16 protein-coding genes are annotated in these 19,664 nt (G+C 71.6%); 7 read left to right on the top strand and 9 right to left on the bottom strand.

Features of this window, described 5'->3' with window-relative positions:
* Nucleotides 1–2: 2 nt before the first annotated feature.
* From ACFVYE_RS16595 to ACFVYE_RS16585, 3 genes are all read right to left on the bottom strand, one after another.
* Nucleotides 3–1,001, bottom strand: coding sequence for a carbohydrate ABC transporter permease (locus ACFVYE_RS16595; RefSeq protein ID WP_389606044.1), 999 nt, complete (start codon nucleotides 999–1,001; stop codon nucleotides 3–5).
* A gap of 170 nt (nucleotides 1,002–1,171) precedes the next feature.
* Nucleotides 1,172–2,500, bottom strand: coding sequence for an extracellular solute-binding protein (locus ACFVYE_RS16590; protein WP_383965954.1), 1,329 nt, complete (start codon nucleotides 2,498–2,500; stop codon nucleotides 1,172–1,174).
* Between the two features lie 560 nt (nucleotides 2,501–3,060).
* Nucleotides 3,061–3,753, bottom strand: a complete 693-nt coding sequence (locus ACFVYE_RS16585; protein ID WP_383965957.1) for a FadR/GntR family transcriptional regulator — start codon at nucleotides 3,751–3,753, stop codon at nucleotides 3,061–3,063.
* A gap of 154 nt (nucleotides 3,754–3,907) precedes the next feature.
* Here ACFVYE_RS16585 and leuA point away from each other — a divergent pair, with 154 nt between their 5' ends.
* Nucleotides 3,908–5,701, top strand: a complete 1,794-nt coding sequence (leuA, locus tag ACFVYE_RS16580; protein ID WP_389606042.1) for a 2-isopropylmalate synthase — start codon at nucleotides 3,908–3,910, stop codon at nucleotides 5,699–5,701.
* Between the two features lie 103 nt (nucleotides 5,702–5,804).
* On the opposite strand, the gene ACFVYE_RS16575 is transcribed toward leuA, so the two are convergent.
* The 3 genes from ACFVYE_RS16575 to ACFVYE_RS16565 form a co-directional block, all read right to left on the bottom strand.
* On the bottom strand, nucleotides 5,805–7,295 hold the full coding sequence (locus ACFVYE_RS16575; RefSeq protein WP_389606040.1) for a cellulose binding domain-containing protein: 1,491 nt from the start codon (nucleotides 7,293–7,295) through the stop codon (nucleotides 5,805–5,807).
* Between the two features lie 131 nt (nucleotides 7,296–7,426).
* The gene (locus ACFVYE_RS16570) at nucleotides 7,427–8,887 is read right to left on the bottom strand and encodes an ATP-binding protein (protein WP_389606038.1); all 1,461 of its coding nucleotides are present in this window, start codon (nucleotides 8,885–8,887) and stop codon (nucleotides 7,427–7,429) included.
* Nucleotides 8,884–9,603 (bottom strand): response regulator transcription factor, encoded by a 720-nt coding sequence (locus tag ACFVYE_RS16565; protein WP_383965968.1) that lies wholly within the window; start codon nucleotides 9,601–9,603, stop codon nucleotides 8,884–8,886. The genes ACFVYE_RS16570 and ACFVYE_RS16565 overlap by 4 nt, the downstream gene beginning before the upstream one ends.
* Before the next feature lie 89 nt (nucleotides 9,604–9,692).
* Here ACFVYE_RS16565 and ACFVYE_RS16560 point away from each other — a divergent pair, with 89 nt between their 5' ends.
* Nucleotides 9,693–10,241, top strand: a complete 549-nt coding sequence (locus ACFVYE_RS16560) for a hypothetical protein (RefSeq protein WP_383965971.1) — start codon at nucleotides 9,693–9,695, stop codon at nucleotides 10,239–10,241.
* 261 nt (nucleotides 10,242–10,502) lie between these two features.
* Here ACFVYE_RS16560 and ACFVYE_RS16555 read toward each other — a convergent pair whose 3' ends face one another.
* On the bottom strand, nucleotides 10,503–11,429 hold the full coding sequence (locus tag ACFVYE_RS16555; protein WP_329838541.1) for a fused MFS/spermidine synthase: 927 nt from the start codon (nucleotides 11,427–11,429) through the stop codon (nucleotides 10,503–10,505).
* Nucleotides 11,430–11,539: 110 nt separating this feature from the next.
* Nucleotides 11,540–11,989 carry a hypothetical protein gene (locus tag ACFVYE_RS16550; RefSeq protein ID WP_383965973.1) on the bottom strand — a complete coding sequence of 150 codons (450 nt, stop codon included), beginning with the start codon at nucleotides 11,987–11,989 and terminating at the stop codon, nucleotides 11,540–11,542.
* Nucleotides 11,990–12,229: 240 nt separating this feature from the next.
* Between ACFVYE_RS16550 and ACFVYE_RS16545 the strand changes: the two genes are divergently transcribed.
* Nucleotides 12,230–13,579 carry a tetratricopeptide repeat protein gene (locus ACFVYE_RS16545; protein ID WP_389606035.1) on the top strand — a complete coding sequence of 450 codons (1,350 nt, stop codon included), beginning with the start codon at nucleotides 12,230–12,232 and terminating at the stop codon, nucleotides 13,577–13,579.
* Nucleotides 13,580–13,725: 146 nt separating this feature from the next.
* Here the strand turns inward: ACFVYE_RS16545 and ACFVYE_RS16540 are convergent, their stop codons facing one another.
* On the bottom strand, nucleotides 13,726–14,322 hold the full coding sequence (locus ACFVYE_RS16540) for a histidine phosphatase family protein (protein WP_266361336.1): 597 nt from the start codon (nucleotides 14,320–14,322) through the stop codon (nucleotides 13,726–13,728).
* 248 nt (nucleotides 14,323–14,570) lie between these two features.
* Between ACFVYE_RS16540 and ACFVYE_RS16535 the strand changes: the two genes are divergently transcribed.
* From ACFVYE_RS16535 to ACFVYE_RS16520, 4 genes are read left to right on the top strand one after another with little or no spacing between them, the layout of a single operon-like run.
* Entirely contained in the window at nucleotides 14,571–15,563 is a 993-nt protein-coding gene (locus ACFVYE_RS16535) for a phosphatase PAP2 family protein (RefSeq protein ID WP_389606033.1), read from the top strand.
* The gene (locus tag ACFVYE_RS16530; protein ID WP_383965982.1) at nucleotides 15,448–16,635 is read left to right on the top strand and encodes a hypothetical protein; all 1,188 of its coding nucleotides are present in this window, start codon (nucleotides 15,448–15,450) and stop codon (nucleotides 16,633–16,635) included. Before ACFVYE_RS16535 ends, ACFVYE_RS16530 begins: the two co-directional genes overlap by 116 nt.
* The gene (locus ACFVYE_RS16525; protein WP_389606031.1) at nucleotides 16,626–18,239 is read left to right on the top strand and encodes a hypothetical protein; all 1,614 of its coding nucleotides are present in this window, start codon (nucleotides 16,626–16,628) and stop codon (nucleotides 18,237–18,239) included. The genes ACFVYE_RS16530 and ACFVYE_RS16525 overlap by 10 nt, the downstream gene beginning before the upstream one ends.
* Nucleotides 18,236–19,570, top strand: coding sequence for an AAA domain-containing protein (locus ACFVYE_RS16520; RefSeq protein WP_383965988.1), 1,335 nt, complete (start codon nucleotides 18,236–18,238; stop codon nucleotides 19,568–19,570). Before ACFVYE_RS16525 ends, ACFVYE_RS16520 begins: the two co-directional genes overlap by 4 nt.
* Nucleotides 19,571–19,664: the final 94 nt, after the last annotated feature.

Raw genomic sequence — 19,664 nt, 5'->3', positions numbered from 1 at the left:
GGTCAGGCCGCGGTCTTGCGCATGAAGCGGCCGATGAGCCAGTTGATCGCGGCAATGAGCAGCAGCAGGGCGAGCATGGCCCAGGCGACTGCGGCGGCCGGACCGAGATGCCCGAGATTCCAGCCGTAGTTGTAGAGGTAGATGCTGAGCGTCTCGTACTGGTTCTCGCTGCCGCCCTGCGCTCCGAGGGTGCCGCCTTCCAGCAGCAGAGGTTCACCGAACAGCTGCATGGAGCCGATGGTCGAGATCACGATCGTGAAGAGGATCGTCGGCCGCAGCGCGGGAATCGTCACATTGCGGAACTGCTGCCAGCGCGAGGCTCCGTCGAGCGAGGCGGCCTCGTACAGATCGGACGGGACGGCCTGCATCGCGGCCAGGTAGATCAGGGTGTTGTAGCCCGTCCAACGCCAGATCACGATGATCGAAATGGCGATCTTCGACGACCAGTGGCCGTTGGCCCAATTGGTGTCGCCGAGACCGATGAAGTCCAGGGCCCAGTTCAGCAGGCCGCCGTCGGCGCGGAAGACAAGAGCGAAGACAAGGGCGGCGGAGGCCACGGAGGTGGCGTACGGAGTGAGAATCACCGTTCGCCAGAAGGTGCTGGCGCGCAGCCTGTAGTTCAGCAGGTGGGCCAGGCCCAGCGCGACCATCAGCTGCGGGACCGTCGACATGACACCGATGAGGAAGGTGTTGCTGACGGCCGTCCAGAATTCGGAGTCCTGCAGGATCCTGCTGAAGTTCTCCCAGCCGACCCACTCCATCTGGTCGAGCCCGGTCATATCCACCCGGTGCAGGGCGATCCAGCCGGTGTACAGGAGCGGGTAGAGCCCGAAGGCGCCGAAGACGAGGAAGAAGGGAGCGATGTACGCGTACGGCGACGCCTTGTCGTCGAATCGCCACAGTCGGCTGCGCCATGCCTGACGGCTGGAGGACACGGGCTTCGGAGCGCGGCGGCTGGGCCGGGAGCCATGCGCGTCCCGGACGGGGGTCGAGGTTGCCACAGGTGGGAGTCCTTCCCTGGGGTGTGCCGGCACCGCAGGAGCAGGCCGGACCTTTGGTCAGGTCCGGCGGAGGTGTCGAAATCCGTGCACGGGGCCGGCCTGGGAGCCGGCACCGGTGCGGGCGGCCCGGGGCTCGGAGTACGCCCCCCGGCCGCCCGCATCGGCGAGGATCAGCCGATCACCTTGTCGATCGCCTTGGTGGCGGCGTCCCAGGCGTCGTCCGGGCTGGTGCCCCGCTGCTCCATGTTGTTGATCTGGGTGGAGATGGTGTCCTTGATGACGCCGTCCTTCGGGCCGAGCACGGCTGCGGGGATGACGGTCGCCTCGGCGGCGTAGATCTCACCGATCGGGGCGTTGTTGAAGTACTCGAGCTTGGCGTTCTTCACGTCGGGCAGTTCGTAGGCACCCTTGTTGGACGGGAAGAGACCGGCCGCCTTGAACACGGCGGCCTGCTGCTCCGGCGCGGTCAGCCACTTGACGAGCTCACCGGCCTCCTTGACGTGCTTGCCCTTCGCGGGCACGGACAGGAACGAGCCGCCCCAGTTGGCCGCGGTCGAACCCGGGGCATGGGCGATGTCCCACTTGCCCTTGAACTCGTCACCGGCGTACGTGGAGATCTGGGCAGCCATCCAGGCGGGGCAGGCCACGGTGGCGACGGTGCCCTTGCGCAGGGCCGCCTGCCACTGGTTGCTGAACTGGGGCAGGCCCTGGCTCAGCTGCTTCTGGGCGGCTTCGGCCGCGAGGTCCCAGCCCGCCTTGACGCCGGCGCTGTCCTTGTAGATCGCCTTGCCGTCCTTGGCGTAGTACTGCTCCTCGCTGGAGGAGACCACCCCGTTGTACATGGCGCTGGCGGAGTCCATGAAGAAGGTGCCCTTGGGGGCCTTCTTCTTGTACTCCTCGCCGAGCTTGAGGTAGTCCGCCCAGCCGCCGGCGACCTTCTTGGCGACGTCGGCGCGGTCGGCCGACAGGCCGGCCTGCTCGAACAGGTCGCGCCGGTAGCAGAGCGACATCGGGCCGATGTCGGTGCCGGCGCCGATGACCTTGCCGTCGTCGGTGGTGGCCTGAAGGGCCTTCCAGCCGACCCACTGGTCGGCTGAAACAACGCCGCTGAGGTCGGCGAACGCGTCCGCCTTGGTTTCGACGAGCTCCTTGACGCGGCCGACCTCGATGCCCTGCACATCGGCCAGGCCGCTGCCCGTGTTGAGCTGCTGGAGGAACTTGGGGTAGTAGACCTTCTCGTCGGCCGTGGCGCTTTCCTTGACCGTGATGTTCGGGTGCAGCTCGTGGTACTTGGCGAAGAGACCGGCTTCCTTGTAGCCGAACTGCCCGAAGTCGGCGACGGTCAGCGTGATCTTCCCGTTCGCATCGGAGCCCGTGTTGTCCGATGAATCCGAATCGCTGCTGCAGCCGGTCAGCAACAGGGCCGAGGCTGTCAGGCCCGTGGTGACCAGAACCGCGGCTCTGCGGCTTCGGCCGGCGACGGTGCGGGTGATACGCATTCCACTACTCCTTGTTCCAGGGTGGGACTGGCGTTCTGACTGCGTGGCATACGCGCTGGTGAGTGCGGGTGCCGACTGGTTCAGGGGGGAGGACACGGGCAGTGCCGTTCGAGCGGGAAATCCCCGCACGATGTGGGAGCGCTCCCATGCGTCGATGTCGGAAGGTTCCTGCCTTGAGGGGGTGGGTGTCAAGAGTTGAAGACGCTTCCGTTGCCCGAGTGTGTCCTTCAAGTCACGGGACCGTGTCCCACCCAAGTCTTGCCATATCCCGCGGGCACCGACCGAGGGCTCGCGCCGTTCCGAAAAGGCGCAGGCCAAGGGGATATTGGGGAAGGATCGCCGCGCCGGTCACGCCGAGCCGCCACGCCCGCACCGCATTTCCGCCTGCCCCCGGGAGCGGCCTTGGCCATCCCCGATTCACGCCCGACCGCCCGCCGGAAGGTGAACGGGGTGTCTCGCGGTGAGGGCGGTCGGGTGCGTATCCGCGTTCTTTCTCCGAACCCGACGCACCATCACGGGGCGCCGGGGACGCCGGGACGGGCGGACCGGGACTGCCAGAACTACGCCGCCCGCAGCCGGGCCAGTGTGGACTCCAGTTCGGTCTGCGCGGCCCGGCCCGCCGACTCCACGTCGCCGGCCACGACGGCCCGCACCAGCGCGTCATGGGTCGCGTCGCCGTGGTGCGGGTCCTCGCGGCGCAGCCCGAACAGCTCCACGAGGTCGATGAGTCCCTGTCGCAGCGCCGGGGCGAACTCGCCGAAGAGATCGGTGAGTACGGGGTTGTGGGCCGCGACCACCACGGCCCGGTGCAGGGCGATGTCCGCGTCGACGAACCCGGCGTCTCCCCCGGCCCCCGCCGCCCGCCGCGCGGTGAGCGCCGCATCGAGGGCGGCCAGGTCCTCGTCCGTACGGCGCTGCGCGGCCAGCCGGGCGGCCTGGACCTCGATCAGCATGCGCACTTCGTAGACATCGGTGACCGAGGCCCGGCGCAGTCGGGCCGGCCAGTCCTCCGTCGCATGGTCGGCGATGACGAAGACGCCCGAGCCCTGACGGGACTGGAGCAGCCCGAGGGTGGCCAGGGTGCGCACCGCCTCGCGGACCGTGGAGCGACCCACGCCGAGCGCCTTGGCCAGGGTGGTCTCGCCGGGAATCTTCGTGCCGACCGGCCAGTGCCCTTCGGTGATCTGCGCGCGCAGATGGTTCGTGGCCTGTTCGACCAGGGGGCTGGGGCGGAGCGGACCGAGCGAGGACACGGGTTTCACCTGTCAGGTTGTCTGAGGACTTGCTTTCTGGCTACTCTACCGGGCATGACGCTCAGCGGTCTCCTTCTTCTCGGCTGCCGCGGCGGGGCCTGAAGCGACCGGCACCCCGCCGCGGGGTGCCGTGCTGTGCCGGTCGCATCCGGCGATGCGAGAAGAGTCCGTCTTCATGTCCGACCGTCTGTCACCGATGCACAGCTTCCCCACGATCTGCACCCCGCGTGGGCCCGTGCCCGCCGACGCGCCCCGCTGGAATCCGCAGCGCGCCAGCTCCATGCCGTCCCACCGCTACCGCTCCGCCTTCGACCGCGTCGAGATCCCGTTGACCGGCCGCACCTGGCCGCAGGCCCGTATCGAACAGGCTCCGCTCTGGGTACCCGTGGATCTGCGGGACGGCAACCAGGCGCTGGCCGAGCCGATGGACACACCGCGCAAGCGCCGGATGTTCGATCTGCTCGTCGCCATGGGGTTCAAGGAGATCGAGGTCGGCTATCCGTCCGCGAGCCGCACCGACTTCGACTTCGTCCGGCATCTGGCCACGAGCGGCGCCGTGCCGGACGACGTCACCGTGGTCGTCTTCACCCCGGCCAAGCAGGATCTGATCGAGCGGACCTTCGAGTCCATCGAGGGGATGGACCGCGCGGTCGTGCATCTGTACATCCCGACCGCCCCCGTCTGGCGCGATGTCGTACTCGGCCGCAGCCGCGCCGAGGTGCACGGTGTGGTGCTGGAGGCGGCTGCACAGATGGAGCGGCTGGCGCGGTCGCGGCCCGGGGCGGACATCCGGTTCGAGTTCTCCCCCGAGGTCTTCGTCCTGACCGAGCCGGACTTCGTCCTGGAACTCTGCAACAGCCTCACCGAGCTGTGGGACGCCTCCCCGGACCGGCCGGTCATCCACAATCTGCCCGCCACGGTGGAGATCGCGACGCCGAATGTGTACGCGGACCAGATCGAGTACATGCACCGGCATCTGGACCGGCGGGACTCGGTGATCCTCTCCGTCCATCCGCACAACGACCGCGGCACCGGCACCGCGTGCGCCGAGCTCGCCGTTCTGGCGGGTGCGCAGCGCGTGGAGGGCTGCCTGTTCGGCAACGGGGAGCGCACCGGCAATGTGGACCTGGTCAACCTGGCCCTCAATCTGCACGCCCAGGGCGTCGACCCGATGATCGACTTCTCCGACATCGACGAGATCCGCCGTACGGTCGAGCACTGCAACAGGCTGCCGGTGCCGCCCCGCCACCCGTACGGCGGCGATCTCGTCCACACCGCCTTCTCCGGCACCCACCAGGACGCCATCAGCAAGGGGTTCGCCCATCGCGCGAGCAGTGGTTGCGATCTGTGGTCGGTGCCGTATCTGCCGATCGACCCGGCGGACGTGGGGCGTACGTACGAGGCGGTCATCCGGGTCAACAGCCAGTCGGGGAAGGGCGGTATCGCCCATCTGCTGCAGAGCAACTACGGGGTGGACCTGCCGGCCGGACTGCGTGCGGACTTCTCCCGTACGGTGCAGACGGCGACCGACGACAGCGGTCGGGAGGCCACGCCGAAGGATCTGTGGGAGCTGTTCGAGGCGACGTATCTGGTCCCCGGACGGGACGGTTCCGTGACCCTGACCTCCTGGTCCACCGACCGGAACCCGGCCGGTGAGCACCGGTTCATCTGCACGCTGCGGGTGGGTGAACGGGAGGGCGACTACGAGGGCACCGGCAATGGTCCGGTGTCGGCGTTCACCCATGCGCTGGCGGCGGCGGGGATCGAGGTGGACATCGTCGACTTCTCCGAGCATGCGACGGCGACGGGGCAGGGCAGTCCGGCGATGGCGTACGCGGAGTGCCGGGTCGGCGCCGGCGGGGGGCGGCGCTGGGGGGCGGGCCAGGACACGTCGGTCCTCACGGCGTCCATCCTGGCCGTGCTGTCGGCGGTGAACCGGGCGGGGTAACGGGACCGCCCGCACAGCACATGGGGGCGCACCCCGGCCGGATGTGGGGGTGTGGGGGCCGGCCGGGATGCGCGGGGGAGGGTGGTCTGCGGGCGTCGGGCGGTTACTTGTACGCGCCGAACGCCTTCGTGAACGCCAGCGGCTCCTGGGCGATGGAGCTGCACGACGCGTCGGCGCTCGGCCTCGGCCCGCCCGCGCACTCCTTGTCGCGGGTGCCGGACCACATCGCCAGCCGGCCGAGCCCCTTCTGCCCGGCGAACTCCACCAGCTGTGTGGCGTCCTCGACCTTGAAGATCTCGGTGCTCACGTCGTTGACGCCGATCATCGGTGTGACGGCGACGGCCTTCCACGCGGCGGCGTCCGAGAGTCCGAGCACGCCCTTGATCTGGGCCTGCGTGGCGGTGGCCGCCTGGATCGCGTACGTACCCATGTCACCGCTGTACGAGGAGCCGTAGTCCATCGCCATGATGTTGACCGCGCCGACCTCGACGCCGTTCTTCTCGGCGTCGGCGATCAGGTCGACGCCCGGCTGGGTCAGCCCCTCGGGCATGACCGGCAGGGTGAAGGAGACATCCAGGCCGGGGTGGGACTTCTGGAGCTGTGCGATGGCCTGGGCGCGACGGGAGTTGGCCGCCGTGTCGGGCAGTGCGCCGCCTTCGATGTCGAAGTCGGCCTTGGTGAGCTTGTACGTGTCGATGACCTTGCCGTACGCCGCGGCGAGGTCGGACGCGGAGGAGCACTGCAGTGCCAGTTCGGCACCGGCCGCGCCGCCGAACGAGACCCGGACGTCGCCGCCCTTGGCGCGCAGTGCGCCGATCTGGGAGGCGACATGGTCGTCGCCGAGTGCGGTGACGCCGCCCCAGAGCGGGGTGCAGCCGCCGCCGGCGGTGATGAAGGCGAGGTTGAACTCCTTCACACCGGTCTTGGTGACGGTGTCGAGAAGGTCGTAGGCCGGGTAGAGCGAGGTGTCGACGTACGGGGCGAAGCCCGCACCGCTCGCCGAGCCGCCGCCGCTGGTCTCCGTGGGGCCGGGCGTGGGGGTGGCCGTGGCGGTTCCGGTCGGCTGCGGCGTCGGGGAGGCGGTGGCCGTGGAGGTGGGGGTGGGTATGGGGGTCGCGGTTTCGGTGGGGCGGCCGCTGGGTTCCGGCGTGGCACCGGTGTCGGCGGAGCACTTGGCGTCGTTGATGAGGCAGCCGGTCGGGTCGGCCGCCGCGCCGTCCGAGGTGGTGACGAATCCGACGGTGACGGACTTGCCGGGCGCCAGCTCCTTGTCCCAGCTCGCGGGCTTCACGGTGACATGGCTGCCGCTGACGGTGTGTTCACCGTTCCAGAGGGAGCTGAGCTTCGTGCCCGCGGGCAGATCGAATTCGAGCGTCCAGTCCGACTGCGCCTGGTCGGTGTCGTTGGTGACGACGTACTGCCCGGTGTAGCCACCGGTCCAGCCGCTGGTCCTGGTGTACGCGGCACCCACCGAGGCGGCCTGGGCCGTCCCGGTGAGGGCGAAGACCGCCCCGCCGATCACGGCCGCGGCGACGACCGCGCCGATCGCCTTGGTCCTGGTGCTCGCCGTGCGCCGGTGCGTACTGGTGCCCATCGCGTGCCTGCCTCTGTCCTACGGGAGTGGGGATGCGCGGAGCACGCTAGCGGCAGCCAATCCGACAAATGACGCCCTTCGGACCCGAGTTGACGTTCTTAGGATTGCCTTAAGGGGTGCATCGGTGCTGGTTAAAGGTTCGGGCCTGCCCCGGACCGGAATCGGAGCGCTGCGTTCCGACGCATCACTCCGCGTCGCTGCCGCCCCACGCGGTGGCCGCGCCGGCCCCGCTCCGGCCGCTGCCCGTCGAGGCCGATCCAGATGCGTACCTCCGTACCGCCGAGCACGGAGCGGCCGATCCGCACATCGCCGCCGGTGGACTCCGCGACCCGGCGCACGATGTCGAGGCCGAGCCCGGTCGAGCCCACCGCGCCCTTCGTGCCTCTCGCACCGCTCCGGCCACTGCCGCCGCGGGCCAGGGCCGCCTTCGGGTCGGCGATTCCGCCGCCCGCGTCCGAGACCAGCACGATCACTGCGTCACCGCTGTGGTGAACGTCGACGGCGAAGGCGGTGCCCTCGGGGGTGTGCCGGAAGACATTGCCGAGCAACGCGTCGAGTGCGGCGGCCAGTTCGGGCCGGGCGACCGGAATGCGTACCGTACGGTCCACTCCCGCCAGGCGCACCTCACGGCCCTCGTCCTCGGCGAGCGCCGACCAGAAGCCCATCCGTTCCCGGATCACTTCGGAGACGTCGCAGCCGGCTCCGGGCCCGCCGTTCAGACCCTGGGTCTGCGGGCGCTGTTCGCGGGCGGTCCTGATGATGATGTCGACCTCGTGCTCCAGCTGCTCGACCGCGGCGCGGGTCTGCTCGGCGGCCGGACCCTCGCCGAGCGAGGCGGCGTTGAGCCGGAGCACGGTGAGCGGGGTGCGCAGCCGGTGCGAGAGGTCGGCGGCCAGTTCGCGTTCGCTGGCGAGGAGTTGGACGACCTGGTCGGCCATGGAGTTGAACGCGGCGGCGGCCGAGCGCAGTTCGGTCGGCCCCTCCTCCGGAACCCTGGTGCCCAGCCTTCCCTCGCCCAGGTCGTGGGCGGCGCCCGCGAGCCGCCTGGCAGGCTGCACCATCCGTACGCCGAGCCGGTCGGCGACCGCGACGGATCCGACGATCAGGGCGATGCCGACGCCCGCCAGCATCAGCCAGGCGGTGGTCACACCGTTGGAGACCTCGTCCTCGGGCACGAACACCTCCACGACGGCGATGTCCCCGGAGCCGAGCGCGGTCGGCTGGAGCAGCGCGGAGCCACCCGTCACCTCGCTGATCGAGGCGCGCCCCGACTTCCGTACGGTCTCCAGGTCCTTGCGGGTGGCGCGCCGGATGCCGATCTCCAGCGGCAGGCTGTCCGGCTCCTCGGCGGCGGGGATGTGCACGGCCATCCGGCCCGCGCCGCCCGGCTCGGTGGTGAGCACGGCCGTTTCGAGTTCGGTGCGGTCGGTGGTGATGGAGAGGGTCGGACCGATGGTGGCTGCCTGCCGCTCGGCGTCGGAGAAGGCGCGGTCGCGGGCCATCTCCTTGATGACGAGACCGAGCGGTACGGCGAAGGCGACCACGACCATCGCGGTGACGGCCAGACAGACCTTGACCAGGGCCCATCTCATGCGGGTCGCTCCGGGGCCGGGGGCGCCGGAGCGGGCGGCTGGAGCTTCACGCCGACGCCGCGCAGGGTGTGCAGATAGCGCGGCCTGGCGGCCGTCTCGCCCAGCTTCCTGCGCAGCCAGGAGAGATGGACGTCGATGGTCTGGTCGTCGCCGTAGGACTGCTGCCAGACCTCGGCCAGGAGTTCCTTGCGCGGGACGACGACCCCGGGCCGGCCGGCGAGGAAGGTCAGCAGGTCGAACTCGCGGCGGGTGAGGTCGAGTGCGGTGCCGTCGAGTTCGGCCTGGCGGCGCAGCGGGTCGATGGAGAGCCCGCCGACCCGGATGATGCGCGGCGGCGTCGCCTCGCCACCGGCTGCGCGCGAGCGGCGCAGCACGGCGGCCATCCGCGCGGACAGATGCTCCACCGAGAACGGCTTGGTCAGATAGTCGTCGGCGCCGTCGTTGAGGAGCCGGACGATCTCGCTCTCGTCGTCCCGTGCCGTCGCGATGATCACGGGTACGTCGGTGATGCCGCGGAGCATCTTCAGCGCCTCGCCACCGTCGAGATCGGGCAGGCCGAGATCGAGGATGACCACGTCGAAGCGGAAATGGGCGACTTCGCGCAGCGCTTCGAGCGCGGTGCCGACACTCCGTACCGTATGGGAGGCCTCGGTCAGGTGCCGGATGAGGGCGGATCGTACGAACTGGTCGTCCTCGACCACGAGCACACTTGGCATGGGCGGCACCGTACGCCATCCCGAGGCCCGCGGTCCCGCCCATGGAGGTATGGGGACAGCGCGGGGTCCGGTGGTGCAGGATGTGCCGGATGCGACGAGGACTCGTACACGCGCTCGCGTGGTCGCTCGCCACGGGGGCGGCGGTCACGCTGTCGTGGTGGGGTGTGCACACGGTGATGGCGGGCACGGCGTACGACCCGCCGCGCGCGGTGCCGATCTCGGCGAGCGCCCGGGGCGGCCAGGACCCCACGGACGGGCTGTCTTCCTCGACCCGGCGCCCTGAACCGTCGCCGACACCGTCGCCTTCGGCCACCGCCCCCGCCCGTACCGCCCCGAAACCGTCCGCGCCCCCGTCCCGCCGGCCGTCCCGCACCCCGGCGGACAACAGCCCCTCGCCCGCCCGCTCCGCGCCTCGTCAGACCACGGTGAAGAGTTACGGGACGGATGGTGGCCGGGTCGTCTTCGAGCTCGGCAAGGACTGGGCGAAGCTGGTCTCGGCGACACCGGCGCAGGGCTGGTCGATGCAGGTCTGGACGAACTCGACCTGGATCCGGGTGGACTTCGGCCAGGACGGCGGCCGGGTGGTGTCGGTCTTCTGCACCTGGAACGATCATCCGCCGCAGGTCGAGATCGTGTAGGCCCGTGCGTGCCGACACCACGGGGCCGACCGCCGCGTACTCCACGCAATCCCGCGCGATGACAGCGGCCCGCACCCTCAGCAGCACCGCCTCTCGCTCAAGCTCCTCCACGAACTGATCGGCCACGGCCTCCGCTTCCGTGGAGGCGTCCAGCGTCCAGTCCCGGTGGAAGAAACTCATGACCCACGGGATGCCGAACTCCATCGGCCCGGAACGGTGTTGTCGGTCCTTGGCATCCCGGCCGAGACCTTCGGCACCCTCCTACCCGAAGGCCGACGGCGGCGGCGCCGGTGAAGGTCTGGCGTCCGCATCGCTCACCGCCGCCGCGCCACCGGTGAAGTCGGCGAGCGCCCGCCCGTGTTCGACGCGTCCGGGGTGCGGGTCGGTCGCGACCCGGCGGGTCAGCTCCGCGACCTTCAGCGGCAGATCCGAGGCGAGCAGCACGGCGTTGCCGAAGCGGCGGCCGCGCCACACGGTCGGGTCGGCGGCGAGCGCCAGTTCGGGGAAGACCGTGGCCGCGGTGGCGATCTGGCCGCGCAGATGGGTCAGCGGCGGGCCGTCCGCGAGGTTGGCCACGTAACTCCCGCCGGGCTTCAGGACCCGGCGTACCTCGGCGAGAAACTCCGTGCTGGTGAGGTGGGCGGGGGTACGGGCCCCGCTGAAGACATCGGCGATGACGAGATCCGCCCAGCCGTCCTGGATCTTCCCGAGCCCGGCGCGGGCATCGGTGGCCCGGACCCGGATCCTGGCCTGTGGGTCCAGCGGCAGCTCCCGGCGGACCAGTTGGACGAGCGCGGCGTCCACCTCGACGATCTGCTGGGTGGAGCGGGGCCGGGTCGCGGCGATGTAGCGGGCGAGCGTGAAGGCGCCGCCGCCCAGGTGGACCACGTGCAGGGGCTGCCCAGGGGGTGCGACGAGGTCGGCGATGTGGCCGATCCTGCGCTGGTACTCGAAGGACAGATACGTGGGGTCGTCGAGGTCCACATGGGACTGGGGGGCTCCGTCGAGCGTCAGCGTCCAGGCGTGCGGACGCTCCCGGTCGGGCACCAGCTCGGCGAGACCGCCGTCCACCGGTTCGGCGAGGGGTTCAGTCCTGCGCCCGGTCCCGCGTTCGGTCCTGCCGTCGGCCTTGCGGTCGGACCGCTTACGGGCGCCCGCGCCTGCGCTCGACGCGCCTCGACGTGCCACTGCTGCTCGTGCCTGCTCACTGCTCATCGCTCCGGGCCGGTACGGAACCGGCCGCGCCGGGGAAACCCGGCCACGGGCCCATTATGGGCGCGCGGGCGGGGAGCCCGCGGTCAGCTGCAGTTGTCGGCCGCCTCGATCAGCCGGGCCGCCTGGTCGAGAGCGGCCCGCAGCACGGCCGGGTCGGTGACCGGGGCGTCCTCCCCGGGCGGCAGCAGCCAGCCGCTGCCGGTGACGGGCGGCTCGGCGGGGATGCGCAGCCCGCGGCCGTCGGTCCGCGTACAGGCGCTGCCCGGTACGTCCCATGCCTCGGCGGTCCCCGGGGGAACCAGGAAGCCGAGGGTGTCGCAGGCGCCGTCGTGCAGGACCGGGCCGACGGCTTCCTGGTCGGAGCCCCGGCGCAGGATGTCCACGGCCTCCAGTCCCTGGCGTGCCGGGACGGTCACCAGGTCGCAGGGTACGGCGCCGTGGTCCTCCGTGGGCGCGGTGGGCACCGTGGCACCCGTTGCGGCCGTGGTCGTCGCAGTCGTCCGCGAGCCGGTCTCCGTGCCGATGTGCAACAAGGGACCTCTCCTCTCATCGCCGGGCGGAGCCGGATTCCGTCTCCACGTGGACCAACGCGCCGACGGCGTCAAGGGCTACGGTGCCACGCCGCCGCAAAGGGTGGCAGTTCATGGCGGATCGCGGGCGAGATATCCCTTTTGTAGGCAAACGCTGTGTGTGCGGTCCGTCACAACAGGTACGTTCTTGCTCCGCCGGGACACCGGAAGCAGGAGCCCGGCTGCACCAGAGAGGGCTCAGCCATGGTGTCGACAGGGGCAGTTCCCAACCTCGCCTTCCGGCGGCTGCGCGGACCGCGCTCCGCCGGGGAGTTCGCTGCCGCGGTACGCAGGTCCGCCCGCGAGATCGGCGAGCAGGTCGCGTGCGACGCCCGGTACATCGGACGCGTGGAGTCCGGCGAGATCCGCTGCCCCAACTACGCGTACGAGCGGGTCTTCCTGCACATGTTCCCCGGCGCCACCCTGGCGGATCTGGGCTTCTCACCGCGCGAATCGGTACGCGGCCGGGGGGCGCGGACCACTGCCGATACCCCACCGCCCCCCACGCTGTACAGCGACACCGACGAGGAGAGCGACGTGCTGCGTCGCGTATTCATGACGAGCGGCACCACCACGATGGCGGCCGCATCCCTGGGCCTCGGCCTCGGCGGCACGTCCGCCGCCGCCCTGCCCGACCGGCACCGGGTCGGAGAGGCCGAGGTGAGCGCCGTCGAGAAGGCAGTACGGCGGATCCGGCTGCTCGACGACCGGCACGGCGGTGACGGCCTGTACCGCAGGGCGTCCCAGCCGCTGCGGGCGGCGTACGCGCTGCTCGACTCCCAAACCGCCACCACGCGCTCCACGGCCGACCGGCTGCATGCCGGGGCGGGCGAACTGGCCATCTCGGTGGGCTGGCTGGCCCATGACTCGGGTCGGTTCGAGGACGCCCGCTCGCACTATGCGGAGGCACTGGCCACGGCGCGGGTGGCGGGTGACGCGGCGCTGGAGGCGCATGCGTTCTGCAATGCGTCGTTCCTGGCCAGGGACACGGGGCGGCCCCGCGAGTCCGTACGCGCCGCCGAGGCCGGGCAACGGGCGGCGCAGCCGCTGGGCTCGCCGCGGCTACTGGCGCTGCTCGCGCTGCGGGAGGCCGGGGGCCGGGCGGGGCTCGGGGACCGTACGGGCTGCGAACGGGCGATCGGCCGGGCGCACACCGCGTTCGAGCGCGGTCCGTGCGACGCCGATCCGGAGTGGATGACCTTCTTCCGGGAGGCGGAGCTGGAGATGCTGGAGGCGCAGTGCTGGTCGGCGCTGGGCGACTGGTCGCGGGCGGCCCGCCATGCGCTGCGGGCGACGCGGCTCCAGGACCCGCACTTCACCCGGAACCTGGCGCTGTACCGGGCCGAGCTGACCTGGGACCTGGCCCGGGCGGGCCGGGCCGCGGAGGCGGCGACGGCCGGCCACCAGGTGCTGGACCTGCTGGACCGCGTCCAGTCGTCCCGCATCCGGGCGATGCTGGCGGGGGCGGCGGGGGTACTGGCGCCGCAGCGGGGTGCGGCAGAGGTACGGGGGTTCCTGGAGCGGCACGCGGAGGTGTCCGAGGCGGGGGCGTAGGGGCCTGCCGAACGGCCCGGATTCCACGCGCGCCGCGCCGGTGACCGGTTGCGTCCTCGATCGTCGGCCGGGCCGGTTTCCACCGCGCGCCGGCGAGATCGGGCCCGTCCGGCGATCGAGGACCCCCGTTGCCGGGGGCGGCAGGACTACCGGTCCAGGTGGCCCGTGTCGTTCCAGCGCTCTATCGCGGGCGCACCGTACGCCCACCCCAGCACCGACAGCGACGTCGGATCGAGCCGGATGCGCGCCGCGAACGACACGTCCTCGCCCAGCCACCGCGCCCCCAGCGCCCGCAGGATGTGACCGTGGGCGAAGACCAGGACGTCGCGGTCGGCCGAGCGGGCCCAGTCGACGATCTCGTCGGCGCGGGCGGACAGCTCGGCCAGGGTCTCCCCCTCCGGCACCCCGTCGCGCCAGATGAACCAGTCGGGACGGATCGCCTTGATCTGTGCCGGGGTCATCCCCTCGTACGCCCCGTAGTCCCACTCCAGCAGCGCGTCCCACGGCTCGGCCCGGTCCGCGAAACCCGCGATGTCGCAGGTCTCCTTGGCCCGCAGCAGCGGACTGGTACGGACTTCCAGGCCCGGCAGGTCCGCCCACGGCTTGCGGTGCAGCCGCTCACCGAGGAGCTTGGCGCCCGCACGGCCGGTGTCGAGCAGTGGGATGTCCGTCCTGCCTGTGTGATTGCCCTTGACGGACCATTCCGTCTGGCCGTGCCGGGCGAGCAGGATACGCGGTGCCATGACGGCTCTCCCTGAGACTGAGATCTGATGCCGGAGATCCAGACAGAACGGATCGTCCGGTTTTCCCATCATCGCGCACGTCTTCGGGAGGCAACCTCCGGGGCCGAATCGACGTCACTCCCTGCGCGGAGAAATCTGTGCACACACGGGGCACCCGACAAGGACCCCCGGGGGAATCGCGGCCGATGCGCACCGTACGGTTGAACGCCCGCCGTCGGTCGCATGAACACATGATGGAGAGCTTCCGGATGCAGCATGCCAGCACCGCGTACGTGCCGCGCCCGCGGCCCCGTTGGTGGACCGAGCTGCCGTTGCTGGCCCTGGTGTACGGAGCCTACTCGGCGGGCCGGCTGGTGGCGCGCGGCGACGTGTCCACGGCCGTCGACCACGGTCTGCGCATCCTGCACCTGGAGAAGACGCTCCACATCAACTTCGAGCATCCGCTCAACCGGCTGCTGACCGCCCACCCCTCGATAGGCATACCCTCCGACTTCGCGTACGCGTCCCTGCACTATCTGGTCACCCCGGCCGTTCTGATCTGGCTCTTCCGCCGCCGCCAGGCCCTCTACCGCAGGGCCCGCACCTGGCTGATGACCTCCACGCTGCTCGGCCTGATCGGCTTCACGCTGATGCCGACCTGCCCGCCCCGGCTGCTCCACGCCACTCACGGCTTCGTCGACACGATGGCTCAGTTCAGCTCGTACGGCTGGTGGGGCACCGAGGCGAGTGCTCCGCGCGGCATGGGCGGAATGACGAACCAGTACGCGGCGATGCCGAGCCTGCACGTCGGCTGGGCGCTCTGGTGCGGAATCCTGCTGTGGCGTCACGGCCGGCACCCGCTCGTACGGGCGGCGGGCATCGCGTACCCCCTGGTCACCACGTTCGTGGTGATGGGCACGGCCAACCATTACTTCCTCGACGCGGTCGCGGGCGCTGCCGTGATGGGCGTCGGAGCCCTGCTGGCCGGACCTGTGATGCGTGTCGCCGACCGGGTCGGGGACCGGCTCGCAGCCCGCTTCCCTCGGTTCGCCCGGACCACGAAGTCCCCGATTGTCAGTGCCGGATGCAAGACTTCGGCGGGTGAGCGAATCCCTGTCCAGCGGACCACCTCCGCAGATTCCACCGATGCCGCAGCATCGGCCGACGCAGACGCCTCGGCCGGTCGCGCACCCCGGGCCGACGCCGCTGCCCCCGCAGGCGCGGGAACAGCGGGGGACGACACTCCGGCAGCGGCTCGCTGAGCTGCGGGGCCCGGCTGTCGCACCGCGCCCGCTGGATGCCCGCGCGCTGGCCGCCCTCGCCGCCAACCCCGGCTGCCGGCGCCGCGCCCTGCTGGACGGCGCCGGAGTGGACAAGGCCGCGCTGGCCACGGCGCTCGGTTCACCGGCCCCCTTCGGCCAGTCGCAGTTCGCTTTCGTCCGGGGCAACGCCTTCGAGGCCAAGGTCAAGGCCGACGGCGGCACGGAGCTGATGCGGCTGCTCCACGAGCGCCTCGGCGGCGGCGCCGAGGCGCCGCGCGAGGTCCTGGTGCCCGATCTGACCGCGGCCGGTCCCGAGGGCCGCACGGCGCGTACGGCGCTGGCGCTGCGGGAGGCGACCGAGGCAGGCGGCTGGGCGCTGCTGGACCACCCGATGCTGGCCCTGGATGTGGCGGGCTCCCCCACCTATCTGGAGCCGGACGCGGTCGCGGTGCACCCCGACGGCACCTGGACGGTCGTCGAGATCAAGTCCTTCCCCATGATCGACGGTTCTGCCGACGCGGCGAAGGTCGGTGCGGCAGCCCGGCAGTCCGCCGTCTACGTACTGGCGCTGGAGCGGATCGCGGAGCTGACCGAGGGCGCGGAGGTCGACCACCGGGTGCTGCTGGTCTGCCCGAAGGACTTCTCCAATCTGCCCACCGCCTCGGTCGTCGACGTACGCAAGCAGCGTGCGGTCACCCGGCGCCAGCTGGCCAGGCTGACCCGGATCGAGGACATCGCGGCGGCCCTGCCCGAGGGCACCACCTTCGATCCGGAGTGCTCCCCGCAGCAGCTCGACGCTGCGGTCGAGTCCGTCGGCGCGGCGTATGCCCCGGAGTGCCTGGCCGCTTGTGAACTGGCCTTCCACTGCCGGGCGAAGGCCCGCGCGGCCGGTGCCGTGGAGGCGTTGGGGCGGAGCGTGCGGGGTGAGCTCGGCGGGCTGACGACGGTGGGTGCGGTGCTGGCCGCCGCCGCGGGCAAGGAGGGCGACCCGGCGGATCCGACGGTCGTGGCCCTGCGGCGTGCGGCGGCGCTGCGTGCCGAGGCGCTGGAGGGCAGTGCGGCATGTCGCTGATCAGCACCCTGGCCCGGCTGGAGGCCGTGGAGAGCGGCCGGGCGCAGCCGATGACGACGGTCCTGCACCGCCATCTCACCGACCGGCCGCTCGTTCTGGTGCCGCTGACCACCGCCGGTGAGGCGGGCGCCCCGCTGGGCGCGCTCGTCGGGACCGACCGGGAGGCGCCCCGGCTGCTGGCGGTTTCGCAGCCGCGCGACCGGGATCTGCGGTTCGCGTTCCTCGCCGAGCTGGCCGAGGCGGTGCTGCCGTACATCGAGGCGTACGAGGATGTCGTCGAGCCCGCCGAGCGCAATGAGACCGAGCCGGAGACCGGGAAGAAGGTCAAGGTCGAGGTCGAGCTGTGCGCGGACGCACCGCAGTTGATCGTGCCGAGCCGGGCGGGCATCGATTTCCTACGGCTGCTCGGCCGCTCCATGCGGTTCAGGCGCACGGCTGAGGACGATCCCGACACCCCGTACCCCGCCCCTGCCCGTGTCCCGCTGCTGGGCCGCTGGCTGACGCACTACGGGGAGCGGGCCAGAGTGCCGGGCTCCTCGCTGCTGCTGGCCACGACCGATCTGTTGAACCGGCACTGGGCGACCGGGCAGAGCAGCCTGGAGGATCAGCATCTGGGTGCGCTGCTGGCCTGGATCGCCGCCCCGGCGGGCGAGTCCGGGGCGCGGGCCGCGCTCCGTGCGGAGCTGGAGCGGGACGGCGAAGGGCAGTTGCTGTGCCCGCCGGCCGGTCCGGCCACGGACCCGGCATTCGACAATCGGCTGCTGGCGCCCGCCATCGAGAAGTACGACCGGGTGCGCACCTCCCTCGCCGCGGCCGAGGACGGTCTGGCGGCCGATGCCCGGCTCGCCGAACTGACCGCCGCCGAGCGGGACATCAGGGCGTTGCTGGCAGGGGTGATGCGGCCGACCTGGGACGCGGTGTGGCGGGGGCTCGATCTGCTGAAGGAACTGCCCGCGGGGTCTCGGGCCGAGGACCGCTGGACAAGGGACCGCTGGTCGTTCACCGGCCACCGGGACCGGGTGCGGTCCGGTGAACCGCCGCAGCCTCGCCGGGACGACGCGGTGACGGCCGCGCAGAAGCTGGCCTCGCGCGAGACGGCACAGGCCCAGCTGGAGGCGCAGGAGGCGCTGGACGATCCGCTGGTGCTGGCCGGGCGGCGGCTGGCCGGTGAGGCGTTCGTCGGCGACGTGACGGAGGTGGTGATGGCATACAGCGAGTCGAAGCGCCCGTCCCCGCGCCCGCTGGTCACGGTCCGCACGGACGAGCACCCGCATCTCGGGGAGCGCACCAAGGTGTACCGCTCGCTGGACGGCAAGCCGCAGACCGCCGAGTTCGTGGAGTACGCCGCGGAGCCGGAGGACGGGAGCGCGCCCCTGCTGGTGCTGCGGATCACCGACCGGATGGGCCGGAGCAAGGAGCCGGCCCCGGGTTCGGTGCCCGAGCCGGGCGACCGGATCGCCTGGACGCTGTTCGAGCACGATCAGCGCGGCGGCCCGAAGCTGCCGGACCCCGAGGAGACGCCCTGGACGCACGGCGGCCCGCCGGGCGCAACTGCCGGCCAGGCCGAGAGCCCCGATCCCATGACCGCGGAGGACCTCCTGTGACGGCCGTATTCGACCCGGGCGCCCAGGCCGCGCGGGCGACCGACGCGATCCTCGCCGACACCCTGAGCGGTACCTCGCGCGGCATCGTGGTGGACTCCCCGCCGGGCGCGGGCAAGTCGACGCTCGTGGTGCGTGCCGCACTCGAACTCGCGGCGGCCGGGCACCCGTTGATGGTGATCGCGCAGACCAATGCCCAGGTCGACGACCTGGTGGTGCGGCTGGCCGAGAAGGACCCGGGGCTACCGGTCGGGCGGTTGCACAGCAATGACTCCGACCCGTACGACAAGGTGCTGGACGGTCTGGCCAATGTACGGAAGTCGGCCAAGGCGTCGGATCTCGCCGGACTCGATGTCGTCATCTCGACGGCCGCCAAGTGGGCGCATGTGAAGAACGTCGAGCCGTGGGGGCATGCGATCGTAGACGAGGCGTACCAGATGCGTTCGGATGCGCTGCTGGCCGTCGCGGGCCTCTTCGAACGGGCGCTGTTCGTCGGCGATCCGGGCCAGTTGGACCCGTTCTCGATCGTCGGCGCGGACCAGTGGGCGGGGCTGTCGTACGACCCGTCCGCGAGCGCGGTCTCCACGTTGCTCGCGCACAATCCCGGGCTGCCGCAGCACCGGCTGCCGGTGTCGTGGCGGCTGCCCGCCTCCGCCGCGCCGCTCGTCTCGGACGCGTTCTACCCGTACACCCCGTTCCGCAGCGGTACGGGCCACGGGGACCGGCGGCTGTCGTTCGGCGTCCGGTCCGACGGTTCGGCGCCGGACCGGGTGCTGGACGAGGCCGCGGAGTCCGGCTGGGGCCTGCTCGAACTCCCGGCCCGGCACACCCCGCGCACCGATCCGGAGGCGGTACGAGCGGTGGCCCTGGTCGTCCGCCGGCTCCTCGACCGGGGTGGCGCGGCGACGAGCGAGCGCTCCCCGGATCCGGTCCCGGTGACGGCGGACCGGGTCGCGGTCGGCACCGCCCATCGCGACCAGGCGGCGGCGGTACGGGCGGCGCTCGCGGAGCTGGGTGTGACGGGCGTGGCGGTGGACACGGCGAACCGGCTCCAGGGCCGCGAGTTCGATGTGACGGTGGTCCTGCACCCGCTGTCCGGCCGCCCGGACGCCACGGCGTTCCATCTGGAGACGGGCCGGCTGTGCGTACTGGCCTCGCGCCACCGGCATGCGTGCATCGTGGTGTGCCGGGCGGGCGTCGCGGAGCTGCTGGACGAGCACCCGTCGACGGAGCCGGTGCAGCTGGGGGTCACGGTGAAGTTCCCGGACGGCTGGGAGGCGAACCACGCGGTGCTGGCACATCTGGGCGAGCACCGGGTGCGGTGGGAGGCGTGAGGGCACCCGGTCCCGGCAGGCCGCAGCCCCGCTTCCGGCTGTCCGCGGAGCCCACTTGCGCGGCGTTGGACAATGGAGGGTGGCCGTCGGGCCC

The organism is Streptomyces sp. NPDC058239, assembly GCF_042882185.1.
Taxonomy (GTDB): Bacteria; Actinomycetota; Actinomycetes; order Streptomycetales; family Streptomycetaceae; genus Streptomyces.
The sequence above is the reverse complement of the archived record's forward strand: the minus strand, read 5'-3'. Positions and strand labels throughout refer to the sequence as shown.